Origin of the sequence: Hallella bergensis DSM 17361, assembly GCF_000160535.1 — a bacterium.
Taxonomy (GTDB): Bacteria; Bacteroidota; Bacteroidia; order Bacteroidales; family Bacteroidaceae; genus Prevotella; species Prevotella bergensis.
This window is the reverse complement of the sequence record NZ_GG704780.1, coordinates 587581-601651: the sequence shown is the minus strand read 5'-3', so window position 1 is coordinate 601651 and position 14071 is coordinate 587581. Positions and strand designations below refer to the sequence as shown.

At 47.2% G+C, this 14071-nt stretch carries 7 protein-coding genes; 4 read left to right on the top strand and 3 right to left on the bottom strand.

What is annotated here, in order from left to right; all coding sequences use genetic code 11:
* Position 1 precedes the first annotated feature (1 nt).
* The 4 genes from HMPREF0645_RS02290 to HMPREF0645_RS02275 all read left to right on the top strand — a co-directional run bounded on the left by HMPREF0645_RS02290 (position 2) and on the right by HMPREF0645_RS02275 (position 7583).
* Entirely contained in the window at positions 2–1531 is a 1530-nt protein-coding gene (locus tag HMPREF0645_RS02290; protein WP_044123146.1) for a hypothetical protein, read from the top strand.
* 18 nt (positions 1532–1549) lie between these two features.
* Complete coding sequence (locus HMPREF0645_RS02285; protein WP_007173215.1) at positions 1550–2515, top strand: DUF6528 family protein; 966 nt, start codon at positions 1550–1552, stop codon at positions 2513–2515.
* Positions 2516–2517: 2 nt separating this feature from the next.
* Positions 2518–4299, top strand: coding sequence for a glycoside hydrolase family 99 protein (locus HMPREF0645_RS02280; RefSeq protein WP_007173214.1), 1782 nt, complete (start codon positions 2518–2520; stop codon positions 4297–4299).
* Positions 4300–4955: 656 nt separating this feature from the next.
* Positions 4956–7583 carry a glycoside hydrolase family 2 TIM barrel-domain containing protein gene (locus tag HMPREF0645_RS02275; RefSeq protein WP_044123234.1) on the top strand — a complete coding sequence of 876 codons (2628 nt, stop codon included), beginning with the start codon at positions 4956–4958 and terminating at the stop codon, positions 7581–7583.
* A gap of 159 nt (positions 7584–7742) precedes the next feature.
* Here HMPREF0645_RS02275 and HMPREF0645_RS12940 read toward each other — a convergent pair whose 3' ends face one another.
* Genes HMPREF0645_RS12940 through HMPREF0645_RS02260 form a run of 3 tightly spaced genes read right to left on the bottom strand, consistent with a single transcriptional unit; the run spans position 7743 to position 13692 of the window.
* Positions 7743–8780 (bottom strand): TlpA disulfide reductase family protein, encoded by a 1038-nt coding sequence (locus HMPREF0645_RS12940; RefSeq protein WP_007173211.1) that lies wholly within the window; start codon positions 8778–8780, stop codon positions 7743–7745.
* Between the two features lie 51 nt (positions 8781–8831).
* Positions 8832–10193, bottom strand: a complete 1362-nt coding sequence (locus HMPREF0645_RS02265) for a RagB/SusD family nutrient uptake outer membrane protein (protein ID WP_007173210.1) — start codon at positions 10191–10193, stop codon at positions 8832–8834.
* Positions 10194–10212: 19 nt separating this feature from the next.
* Complete coding sequence (locus HMPREF0645_RS02260; protein ID WP_169305446.1) at positions 10213–13692, bottom strand: SusC/RagA family TonB-linked outer membrane protein; 3480 nt, start codon at positions 13690–13692, stop codon at positions 10213–10215.
* Between the last annotated feature and the right edge of the window lie 379 nt (positions 13693–14071).

Here is a 14071-nt window from a genome sequence, read left to right as displayed (position 1 = left end):
CATGAAAGATAAACTATATTATTTTCTAATCGGACTTTGTCTGCTGTTTGCAGCTTGTTCGGATAAAGACGATCTGCCGACGGGAACATTGCCTCCTGTCATCAATTTCCCCATGGAAAGTCTTTCGATAGATCTCAACAAGATAGATAATCTTCCCGTGATAGCCATTGTCAGGTCGGAGGTAGGACTCAGCGAGATTTCCGTTAAGATCAAGACAGCCGAAGGGATAGAAGATTACAAGACCATAACGGATTTCTTTGACGACAATGCCTACAGCCTTGCCGTTACCCCGGAGTATCGTGCAGATTTCGAGAGCATTATTGTTAAAGCCACGGACCGCAAGAATCAGGTGACGGAAGACACCTTGAAACTTTCTGTTATTGACGTGTTCAGCCGGCCGGAGATTACTTTCACGCCAGCAGCAATCGTCTATGACGAAATGGATGAGAATCCGCAGATTCCGCGTACCACGTATGTGGTTAAGTCGGACGCCGGTATCAAGCATGTGGAAATGTATCTGGTGTCTGCGGATGGACAGACCTCTAAGGGCGTTGCAGAGCTGGATGGTGAAAAGGAATACACCTTCGACGAGATGATAGAATACAAAGAGGGCGACAAGGGCTTCAAGGTGAAAGTGACTGACATATATGGCAACATCACAGTTTCCACCCTGCCGGTAACCTATAAGACCCTGCCCATTCCTTCGCTTACGTTGCCCACCCGCGCCATCAATACCACTTCAGACATACAGACAGGTGTCCCGATGAAGATTTCATCGGTAAGGGGTGTGCGTTCAATCAAGGTTTATGAGCAGACAGCAGATGGTGAGAACCTGCTCTTCGAGGAAAACAAGGCCAATGACCACGAGTTGGACATTGCTCCCAAGATGAAAATCTCTGATGCCGCCTACATGCTGAAGGTTGTTGTTTCGGATGGTCGTGCGGGCAAGGAAGCTGTTGGTTATGTCAAGGTCTATGTCGATATGAATGTTGGTTCTCTCATGGTTGGCAGTCAACCGTTGGCCAATGCAGCCCACAGCAAATATCCTGAGGCATTTGGAATGGTGTCGATCAGGGATATGAAGACCTATTCCGTGGACTATGCAATAGGCAGTGAGGCCAATGCCAAGAACATAGACTTCAAGTTCTATTGCTTCGGCGGGAAGGCCATTCCGCGTCTCTACTCCATGGACAATACCGAGAAAGACAAGGAGTTTAATGGCGCAACAGGCAAGCTTTCTGCTATTCCCGTCAAGAATGGAACGCGGTTTGCAAAGATGAACGACTTTGATTACGAGAAGGCCACCAAGGCTTCGATTTCCAAGATTCTGTCGAGTAATATTACCATATCCAAGCTCACACCGTTTGAGGAGGGTGATATCATTGCTTTCAGAACAGGCAAGAACTCCACGGCAGGCGGTGCCAAGATTGGCGTCATGAAGGTAGTCAAGATGGTTAGTTCGCAAGAGCTGGGACTTGCTAACAAGACCGCTGTTGTCCTGATCGTAGAGATTAAATTTCCTAAATACTAATTCAATGGTTTATACATCATGAACAGATTCAAGATAAAGGCTTTATCACTCACCGTTCTGGGATTGGGACTCATGTTCCAATCCTGTACCGATGATGAGAGTTATCAGCGTCCGGCCACACGCCCTAACAAACCGCTCACCGCTCTTCCTGCCAAATCGTTTGCACTGGCAGAGCAAGCCAGGAACGCCATTGTCATTCTTGATGCAGCCACGCAGCAAGTAGTTTGGGAATGGACAGCCGTAGAGGCAAAAGTGCCAGCCGGTTTCTCGAGGTGGTTTGTAGGCCCAACCGAAGCCAAGCCGGTGTATAACAACAAGTATATTCTGATGACGGCATCCGGCGGAGCTGTGGCCTTGATACGCATAGCCGACAAGAAGCTGATGTTCTATGCCAACTGCGGAGGCAACCCTCATTCCGCCGAGATGCTTCCTGATGGCAACATCGTGACCGCAGAATCCAAGAAAGGGGAGATCAATACCTTTGTGGTTGATACGGTAAAGGTGTTGGGCACCAAGGCCAATACGCTGAAGATAGGCAATGCCCACAATGTAATCTGGAGCCAGGAGCAGCAATGCCTGTATGCCACGGGCACTATGAGAGCCGGCAACACGGCCGTTTTCAGATTCAAATACAACAACGATGCTGCCCATCCCAAATTGCTGAACCAGAAACGCATCTATACCTTTGCGAAGGAAAACGGCGGGCACGACCTTTATCCGGTATATGGAGAAAAGGGAAAACTCTGGCTCACCGCTGCCCATGCCGTTTATAAAATCGACGTGACCCGGGCGGAAGTTACCTGCGACAAGATATACGACATGCCCGACATCAAGGGTATATGCAACGATGCGGAGGGCGTATATATGTTGAGTCCCACGGAGGAATGGTGGGCAGAAGGGCTTGTCAACGACAAGGGCGAGCAGATTTTCCGTCTCAACGGCTCACGAATTTACAAGGGTAGAATCATGATTAATCAGCCATAGCCATGAAGAAGTTGCTGACCTTCCTGATGTTGCTCATGCCTCTCGTGGGCTTTTCGCAGAATGGAAAGAAGGTTTACGTAGATTTTCACGGGGTGAGATTCACCCGTCAGCACGATGGCAAGCTGGGGCGATGGGGATTGTATGCCAATACCGAGAAGTCGGCTACGGGCATCAGGAGCCTGTGCTACAATGCTGATATCCTGCACGAAGAAACGGGCAGGAACAACATTGCCGCCGCAGCTTACCCATCGCTCGGAATGCAGTCTGACCTCGACCCTGATTATATAGAATATCAAATTCTGTTAGCCAAGACGGCCGGGGTAGATGGATTCTTTATCGAGTGGGGCTTCTTTCCTCATGAAAACAACACGCTGTTGCAGGCGATGCTGCCCGTGGCACGCAAATATAACTTCGAAATAGGCGTGAATTGGTGCGATGGTTGGTTGTATTACGACTGGATAACAAAGATTTATCCACAAATCAACAACCGTGAGGCGAAGACTGCCTACATGGCCAAATGCTTCCAATATCTTATCGATTCGGTCTTCACGGCGCCCACGGCACCAATCGTTTGCGGCCGGCCGGTGTTCTATCATTTCGGCCCGGGTGCCCGGGTAGACGAGTTTCGGGAGGTGCTCTCTGCGGTAAACTTCGGAGAGGCGGCTCCCGTCGGACTTCGCCGTTGGGCCGACTGGGGAGAGCTGCGCAACGATGTCTACATGCCGGTGCGCTACAGCGAGGAGATCAAGCAGTGGGAACAGCTGGGCGAGGTGCCCACAGCATGGATACCGGCACGGGTAAGGCCTCGTGATGCCCGGCATCCGCAGTGCGACCATTATGCCACAGAGGCCGACCTCATTGAGTTTATGAAGCCTTTTCGCGACTCCGTCTGGCTTTCTCCCAACCCGCAGTATGTTGTCAAGTCGGGGTTTGCCATGCCCGGCATGGACAATAGGGGGTGTGCCGGCTGGGGACGCTCGCACTTTTATTTCATTCCCAGAAACAACGGGCAGACCTATCGCGACATGTGGAACTTCTGCATGGAGAGTGCCGATAGTCTGGACATGATGTTCATCGCCTCATGGAACGACTTTACCGAAGGGCATGAGATATTGCCTACGATAGAAAATGGGAACCGTGAATTGCAGACCACTTTGGAGTATGCTTCCATGTTCAAGGACATGGAAGCCGACTATCATGGCTTGGCATTGCCTGAGAAGTTGTTCAGCCTTCGCAAAACGGCTTATTTCCTGACGATGCTGAAAGCAGATGTCCTAAGCCAACAGGCCGCGCTCGATAAGGCTGCCCTGAACATCTCGACAGGCAAGTATCGGGAGGCGGAAACGCAACTTCATCAGTTGCAAGAACAATTCAATGAACGCATGAAAGGCATCAAACAGGAGACGCTGACACTGTCTGAGTTTGACGTGGACATCAAGCACAAGCAGAATGATGCGGAGGCCGGTGTGGAAGAGTTTTCCATCACGCTGCCCGTCAAAGCAACCGTATTGTTTCAGCAACATTATTTCAAGGCGTATCTTGAGTTCGATTATTTGGACAGAGGGCAGGAGTTTGTTCATATTGGGTGCAAGACCAACAGGGTGCCCAAGGAATCCTATAATACGGTGGCACACTTCCGGACAGACGATTCGAATACGTGGAAACATGCGAAAATAGAACTGTTCTGGGAAAACCTGTCGTTCCCCTACAACAAGCCTTTCCTCTTCTTCAAGGGCAGGAGCAAGTTCAGGAATATCTCCATGGTGTTCAGTCTCTATAAATAGTGAAAAGGACATTGGCGGTTGCCAGTTGTGTGTAAAAATTAACTACCATTTTTCAGATGCATGTTTTTGTAGTAAATAGAAAGAAATGCGCCATGTTTTGGCCGTTTATTATCTGCGAAAACAACATGAAAATATAGAGTACGATGCGTTTAGCATTCGATCATCATGCGTTGAGGGCTTCAAGACCGCACGAGAGAGACCTGATCGGTGTGCGTTTAGGGCTTTATCGTCTTGCCATTCGATATGCAATCGCGGGTGACAAAATTGAAGTTGTAAGCAGTATTCGGCTAAGTGGTTGATTATTAGACAACTGCAAATTGCTTCAAATTTTGCGTATTTCGGAGCGAACGGTTTATATTTTTAAATTCGCGAAGCATGGAAGGGAATTTGTTAAGATAATGGATAATTGATAATTTATAATGTACAATGGACAATGTATAATGTATAATGTATAATGAATAATGTACAATGGGTGCTTCCTATGCCATAAAAGTTCCCGTGTTTTGCGCTTTAAACATTTCGATTTGTTGAGAATAACATATTTTAAGACTGGAAATACAAAATACAAAATATGAAAGCAAATATATTTCGAAAGGAATGTGTATTTTTGCATGGAGTACTATGATTCTGCTAACGATAAAGACCAATTCATAGCTATGAAGAAAACAACAACTTTACTTTTGTGTTTGATGTTGCTCTGTGTAGGTGCACTGCATGCACAGCAGCGGTTGGTTTACACCATCAACTCCGGGTGGACTTTCGACAACCGGCAAACCGTGGACATTCCGCACACTTGGAACGCCCAAGACTGTATGGACGACACCCCAGGATATTTGAGGGGAACAAGGGAATATACCAAATCGGTGTTTATAGACCAGGCTCAACAGTCGAAAAGAGTGCTCATTTATTTCGAGGGTGCCAATCAGGTTACTACTGTCTATGTAAACGGGACGCGTGTTGGCGAACACAAGGGAGGCTACACCCGGTTTTGCTTCGACATCACTCCGCATGTCACTTTTGGAGCCGACAATCAGTTTCGGGTTGTTGTAGACAATTCCCACCAGCCCGACATTCCGCCCCTCTCTGCCGATTTCAATTTCTATGGGGGCATCTATCGCGATGTGTATTTGCAGTTTGTCAATCCTGTGCACTTGTCGCATGACGATGAAGCAACATCCGGAGTGTATGTCAGGAGCAAGGAGGTCAGGGAAGATTTGGCCACTGTTCATATTCTGTCGCTTGTTGACAATGCCACCCAGGAGGCAAGGAACATTCGGGTGCAACACTCGATTATCGATTCCGACAACCGAGTTGTGGCAACCGCTTCCGGCAAACTCAGGCTCAAGGCGAATACGGAGCAGACGCGTAATGAGCAGGAACTGAAGGTGAGAAACCCGCATCTTTGGGATGTGTCGGCACCGTATATGTATCAGGTAAAGACCGAGTTGATAGACGAGAAGACCCAGGCGGTGATCGATTGTTGCGTCAGTCCGTTGGGTATTCGTACGTTTGCTTTCGACCCGGACAAGGGGTTCGTCCTGAACGGAAAACATGTCAAGCTGATCGGAACCTCCCGACATCAGGACTATCAGAACAAGGGCAATGCGCTGCCTGATGAGATTCACGTGAGAGATGTGATGGAACTGAAGGAAATGGGCGGCAACTTCCTCCGCGTATCTCATTATCCACAAGACCCAGTGGTGATGGAAATGTGCGACAAGCTGGGCATTCTTACGTCTGTGGAAATACCTGTTGTGAATGGTGTGACGGGGAGCGATGCTTTCTTGAGCAATTCCGTCCAGATGGCCAAGGAGATGATCAAGCAGAACTATAATCACCCATCTGTCATCATTTGGGCATACATGAACGAGGTGTTGTTGAGGTTGCCGCAATTGGACAGTGCCCGTATGGAAACTTATTTCAAGTCGGTTTATCATGTGGCGAGCACGCTGGAGACACTCATTCGGCATACAGACCCCACGCGTTATACCATGATGGCTTATCACAATGCATACGAAAGATACAGCAAGTGTGGCATTACCGAGCTGCCGATGATACAGGGGTGGAACCTGTATGCGGGCTGGTATGAGAGAGACATCAACGCTTTCCAGCGCACACTCGACCGCCTGCATGGCTTGCACCCCGATAAGATTCTCATGGTTACGGAGTATGGAGCCGGCGCCGATCCCCGTCTGCACTCATACCACCCCGAGCAATTCGATTTCTCGCAGGAGTATGCGGTGGTGTATCATAAGCACTACCTCAACGAAATTCAGAAGCGCCCGTTTGTTGCCGGCGCATGCGTATGGAACCTCAACGACTTCTATTCCGAAACAAGGGGCGATGCCGTGCCACATGTCAACAACAAGGGATTGGCCGGATTGGATCGTGAGTTGAAGGACGTCTATCTCTATTATCAAGCCTCATTGAGCACGCAGCCAATGCTGAATATAGGCAATCGTGAATGGAAATGGCGTGCCGGTGTGGCCGGGGAAGGTCAGGTACAGTGTCTGCAAACCGTGCCGGTATATACCAATGCCTCACAGGTGGAGTTGATCGTTAATGGTAAAAGTATTGGAACGAAGGATGTTGCAGATTGCACGGCAGAGTTCAGGGTGCCCTTTGCAGACGGGCGAAACTGCATAGAAGCCGTGGCAACAAGGGACGGCAAAACAATGCGCGATGTGATTTATCCCCACTTCAGTGTAGTAGGAAAGCGTCTCACACAACAAAACTTCCCGACAAAGGGACTGAATGTGATGCTGGGCTCCGACCGGTATTATGAAGACCGCGAGGGCGGCGTGTGCTGGATTCCGGAGCAAGAATACAGTGTTGGCAGTTGGGGATATGTTGGAGGAAAGCCTTATCGTAAAGGCTTAAATCTCGGTTCTGACATCAATATAGAAGGAACGGAACACGACCCTGTTTTCCAGACACAACGTGTTGGAATCGAAAGCTTCAAGGCCGACATTCCCGATGGGCAATACAGCGTAAGTCTTTATTGGTCGGAGTTGGACGGTAAGAAGCCTGCCGGGGCTTTGCTTTATAATCTGGGCAGCGGCTCTTCTGCCCCGGAGCAAATACATCAACGCAGCTTCTCGGTAACGATCAACGATGTTGAGATGCTCTCCGATCATGCGATGAGCAAGGAGCTATTCCCCGCCCGCCCGGTTATCAGGAAGTTTATAGTGAACGTAAGTGGTGGAAAGGGCCTGACCATTAATTTCAAATCAACTCAAGGCAACACCATACTGAATGCCGTCAGGATTTTTAAGAACATGTAAAAAGTGATATAACTCTAAAAAATAACTTCCTACATATCGCGAGGTGAGAAAGCAAAAACCTCCGTATCCCAGACGGAGCGTACGGTGATGTGAAAGACCTGTAAATACAAAAGTAGGAGGTAAGTACTTGCGATTAGTATCTACCTCCTACACGATAATTTATTTTTTAATAAGAGAATTCAAGTTTGGACTTTGACTTGTAATAAAGCCTTGCGGACTGATCAAAAACAGTTGAGGAATAAATGATACCTGATAGGCCTGTGCTATTTTGTTTTTATTAAACGGCACTACATCGCATGTATTTGTCCATGAAATTCCTTCCTCACGGCTTGCTTTCCTCCATGCTTCAATGTCCTCGTCGAGACTGATGCTGACAACGGTTATACCTTGCTTTGTGAGCTCTGGATATATGGCTTTCAGCTTTTTCATTTTCGCTCTGCATGGCAGGCACCAGGATGCCCAGAAATCCAGCAGTACTGTCTTGCCTCTAAAATCACTTAACCTGACCACTTTACCATTAATGTCCTTGGTGATAAAGTCTGGAGCTTCCTTGTCCTGTATCCACTTTGCAGACACCTGACGGAAGTCGTTATCAAAGCGTTTCCATGCCCTGGTGTATGTATACGGACTTGATGAAAGAACTTTATGCAAGCGTGAAAGCAGGGGGTAGTCTGAAGAAAGCAGCTCAGAGGCTACTATCATTGCAGCCAAGCTGTTCGGGTCAGACTGGATAAATTTTGCTTTGATGTCAACGGCACGTGTAAACAAGGCGTTGTTTGGCTCAAGCCATTTCTCAGCTTCCTCATCTTTCCCTTGTTCTTTCAGAGTGGAATACTTTTGACTAATTACCTGCATACTGTCGTTCAATGGCTCAAGGACAGAGTTAAGACTATCTATTCGGGCCTGCTCTTTGCCACCTTGGATAACTTTTCCATCAGAACCTTCCATCGTGATAGTATATTGCACTCCTGGTTCTGCGAGAACGGAAGTGTTAAAGCGGAAGGGCCTGCTTACCAGTGTATATTCATCGGGATGGTCAATGCTGTGTGAGATTGAGAAAGCCGATCCGTTGACTTCAACAGAATCCACTTGTGTGAGTCTGTCCTTGATACAGCATAGATACACCTTGCCTTGGAACGCCTTGTCGAGTCTGACATGAAATGTCGTTGGTTTCTGGGCTTGGATGTGCAGGCACATCAATAACGACAAGAATAGGAATGACAATCTGTTCATTTGCTATATGAGATGTTATTTGCGGTTATTGGGGATAATGTTTTTGTTGAGCGACAGCACCTGCAGGGGGATGGGCAGCACATACAACTTTGAATTAGGTTCCAGTTTATATGTCACACCGTTAAACTCGCGTTTTAGCACAGTTTTATAAATTCCTTCTGCTGCTAAGCGTTTCATGTCAAGCCATCTCAGGCTGTTCAGGCAAAGTTCCCTTCTGCGTTCCTTCAGGACAATGTCAAGAAGAGAAGTCTCCTTGTTGGCTGTCAGTGGTTTATAGTGTTCTGTGTCTATTCTTTTGATGCGGAGTTTGTTGATAATGTCCAGTGCCTTACTGTCATTATTGCGTGCCAATGCCTCTGCCTCAATGAGCATCATTTCCGGGACGGAGAAGCTGTAGTCAAGGTTCTGCAGATAGCGATATCTTCCATCTTCCCAGGGTCCTCCTGTACGGGTGAGATTGCTGAAATAGAACTTGAAACGCAGGTCGCCCTCGTCATACAGTTCCTTAAGGTCATCACTGATGCAGAATGAAGTTATAAGGGATGAGAAACTGTTGCTCATATACCATAATTTCTCAGGGGATTTATAGTTATGTATTTCTCGTCCATTAATGCCGGCACTTGGCTTACTGCTTTTTTTGAAGGTCCATGTACGCATGTCGTACAAGGAGTTGTTGACGGAAAGTGCAAGCCTGGCTTGTTCCGCCGCCTCGTTATATTTATGCTCATAGAAAAGGATACGTGCCTTGAGGGCATATACGGCACCTTTTGTTGGACGGAACGCGTTTGTAGCCTGGTCCGGCAAAATTTTCTCGGCTTCGTCAAGATCAGCCCATATCTGATCCGTCACTTCACGAACGGTAGCCCGAGGCAATTTGGCTTCCAAGTCAGGCGTCAGCGAAAGTGGTACACTGAGGTCAGTTGCCGCTGTCGCTTCATTATAGTCTTTGGCATAGAGTGACTGCAGATACCAGTAATAGTATGCGCGCCACACCTTTGCTTCTGTAAGTATTGCCTGCTTCTCGCTCGTGGTTCCCTCTGTCGAAGCCATGACATTGCCAATGACAACATTCATGACGTAGATGTGTGCATAGGTTTTGTTCCATGCGTCATCATTTTCATTTACTTTGTAGAAGTCTTCCAACCAGAAGTATGCCTTGCTTGTAGCACTCACCCCGTTTTGGTCGGTGCTGAAAACGTCATCACAGCTAACATTTGCTATTGGAAAACCTGTTGAAGAATTCGCCACGTCTATGGTCATCTCTCGGTAATCTTCCGTTGTAGTCGGGATGACCTTACCTTTGGGGATAATCTCTGTGAAATCACTGCATGCAGTCATTGCTGCTGCTATAGTGAGCATTACTATATATTTTTTCATTATTTTGTTGCTATACGAATTAGAAATCTAACTTAAAGCCCATAGTGAAAGAGAAGGGCTGAGGCAGGGACAATCTGCCCGATAGTGGATCTATCGCTTCCGGGTCGTAGCCCTCGCGATTTGCCGTCCACAGCCATACGTTGTTCATCTGCAGGGTAAGCGATAGCCGCTTAACGAATGTTTGTCGTAATAATGAATTGGGCAGCTCGTAGTTGAACAGTATTTCGCGCAGGCGGATCATATTGCCCTTGCGGATGCTGTTTGAGGAATACTTGCATGCATGGCTGCGGTAGTAGGTGTTTGCCCACAGATCCTTCATTGAAGGCAGACAAGCGACATCGGTTTTTTCCTCATCTCCCGGTTTCATCCAGCGCAGCGCAACCTTATCTGTCATTGACGGTGAGGCGTCATAAGGATTCAGTCCTGGGTATTCAGCGCGGAATACATGTCCAAAATTATAGACGAACATGAGGTTCAGAGTCAATTGGCGGAATCGCAGACTTGAGGTCATCGAACCATTATACTTTGGTTGGTAAGTACCGCTGTATTCCAAGTCTTCCGGATCAAGGGTTGCGATGTCGTAGGTTTTCTCGCCCTTGCGATTATACACTTGCGGTTCACCCTTCTCGTCAAGGCCGGCCCACTTATAGCTCCAGATGGCTTCACGTGCATACCCTTCCACAAATTGCGTTGTACCTGTTACGCGGTCTAAGTGTGCTTCACTTTCCGTGATTTTGTTCTTGATGATCTTGTTCTTGTTGTAAGCGAAGACCCATCTAAGGTTCCATGTCCAGTTCTTGTTACTAATTGCATCTGCTGATAGATCAAGCTCCCATCCGTGGTTGCGCATGTCAGCTGCGTTGATCTTTGCCGATGTATATCCGTTCGTCGGGTCTACGAGCGTGTTGCCGAGCAGGTCATAACAGTAGTTATTGTAATACGTTATTGTGCCGTTGATGCGATTGTAGAACCCAAAGTCAAGAGAAACGTTAACAGAACGGTTGCGCTCCCATCTCAACTTGGCGTTTGGCGGGGTTGACAGTCGGATAACGTTATCATTGATAGTCGAAAAGTATCGTTTGTACCCAACCATTACGGGAGTCGTCGATCCTGATCGGTCGAAGTTTCCGGTAAGTCCAAACGAGGTACGAAGTAGCAGGGACGTTATCGGTTTGAAATAGAAGAACTTTTCATTCCTGATATTCCAGCTTGCGCCAAATGCGTATATCGGATTTCTACGAAACTTATGACTTGCGCCAAAGAGGTTCGATTCGTCGATACGAAGGCTTGCCGATCCTGTGTAGCGTTTGTCGTAGGTGTAGATGGCTGATAGAAAATAAGACAACTCGCGGTTTTTCACATCACCAAAGCTGTCGTAAAAGGATGCGTCATAAATATGTTGTTCGCCGTTCCACCACAAATACCCATTTTGCAGAGCTACTTGGTCGATAGGCTGCCAATTCAGTGTCTGAGTGTTATATCCCAGTTTACGATAGCTTTCGTTCAGCCGATGGTGTTCGCGCATCTCAAGTCCCGCTACGGCATTAACATAGTGTTCGCCGTTAGAGCCGAAAGATCGGTTAAGTGTTGTTCCCAGCTTGAGAATCCAAGATTCTGCGTCATACTGTGAGTGATCCAGAATATTTCCCTGTGGCAGGTTATATGTCAATTTACCATCATTACCGGGCACTGCCATGCTATTGATCAGGTGTCTTGTGTTGTGACTGTCTTTTGAGGATATGTTTTGCGTGCGCGATAGCAGCTTCTCATATTGGTAGTCAGCATTCAACGACAGTCCTTTAAGTAACATGTAGTCCAACCCCATTGAAACCTTATAGTTGGTGTTTCGTGTAGTGTTGTCGGCCAACTGCACTTCCTCGATGATGTTTTTGCCTTCATTGGCATAGCCATAATCCTTGATCATTGAAAGAGCTTGCTCGCGGTTGAACGAGGCATAGTCGTAAACTAAATCGCCTTTGGTATCCTTCAGCATTTGGTATGGATAGAGGTTGTAGATATCCGATGCTATCGGGGTATATCCGTTCTTGTTCCGTGTAAATGCTGCATATACGTCAGTGCGTAATTTCAGGTTATCAAGCAAGTGCACGGTCAGCCTTGAATTTATCTCAAACATCTTCTGTGTGTCACCTTGCTGATAGGCTGAATGTCCCCCCGTGTAGCTTCCGGAGACGAGGTAATTGATTTTGTCGCTACCTCCTGATACCGACACCATGTGGTTTTGTCTCAGGGCATGACGGAGCAGCAAGTCATCTATTTGCGACTTGTTGCTCTGCAGGGCAAGGTCATTTAGCCTGGTGTCCATTTCCTTGAGCCTGTCATCGGTAAGCTCTGATGGGTCGTTTACCAAGTAATCTTTCAGAATCTCCTGTGAGAGCGAATACCCGTTTGTGTTATAGTCGAAAAATCCTGGGAAATAGAATCCGCCCCTATAGGCATCTCTGTCATAGGCAACAATATCGGCAGAGCTTGCACGGTGCAGGGCATTGTAGTTGGGCTTGGCAGTGATCCTGACGTTCCCGGAGTAGCTTATCTTTGCAGCCTCCGTTTTACCGCGTTTCGTCGTGATGACAATTACGCCGTTTGCTGCCCGTGATCCCCATATAGCCGTTGCTGCCGCATCCTTCAGAACTGTTATCGATTCTATTTGGTCCATGTTCCCCGGTAGCTGCTCTGCCTCGAAGTTGTCGACGATGATAAGAGGGCTGTTCCCTGATTTAAGAGATGCACCACCACGAATGCGGTATTCGCCGTCGTAGACAGTCAGCCCCGGCACTTCGCCCTCAAGGATAGATAGCAAATCGTTGCTGGACCGGAGGTCTATTTTCTCGTTACCGATCACATTAACGCTACCCGTCATGTTGTATTTCTTCATCCTCTGGTAACCTGTCACGACAATGTCCGAAAGCTCCACGGTCGAACTTGCCATCCGTACGTTGACCCTGCCGTCAGCACCTACTTTCTTTCGTTCCGTGGTATATTGGAGATAGTTGAATTCAAGCTCCTCCCCCGGGATAGCCATAATAGAGTAGTTCCCGTCGATATCTGTCACCGCAAGTCTGCCGGTTTGCAGTGATTTTACGGTGCACCCTATCAATGGCTTTCCAGACGATTCTTCTATTACCGTTCCCCGCACTATACGCGATGTTGTTGATTTTTGCTGTGCCTTACTGATAGTGATAGTCTTACCTGTCATTTTCCAATGGAGGTTCTGATTCTGCAGAATCTGCTCAAGCATTGAGGCAACGCTGGTGTTTTTGAAGTCAACAGTTACTGTTTTGTTGAGGTCAATCTCCTTGACGTTATACCTTATGGAGTAACCCAAGTGATTCTTCATGTAGTTCAGTGCTGTCTTTACAGTCATCGGCTTGCCTGCTACTTCCATGACTATGTCGGCAGTGTTGGCCAACACAACACTTCCTGGCAATGGTATGGTAGCACACACCGCAGCCAGGAGGAATTGCAAAGTTTTCTTTCTCATTCTAATCTCTCTCATTTTAGGGTTATTTGTAATTTGTGACATATCCCTTATTGATTTACTCGGGTTCTCAAATTGGTTATTTAAAGCTCTAAGGGGTATAGCATTCTGTTTTGTTAATGTCTTAGAACATAGGAGCACTCATGCCGCATTGGTCTTCGAAAGCCCTCCAACATGTCCATGTTTTTAAATGAAAGGGTCAAAGTTATGACTTTTATTTTTTATATACAACTTTTTGCACATTTTTCGATTAAGATAAATATAACTCTTGATTTTTCTCAATTTTTTGCTTGTTTTGTGCATAGGCTTACCGTTATCATTCGCAATTTTCTTGACAAACATTCTCTCAAATTTTGAGAATTTGAAAACAAACACCCTTTGT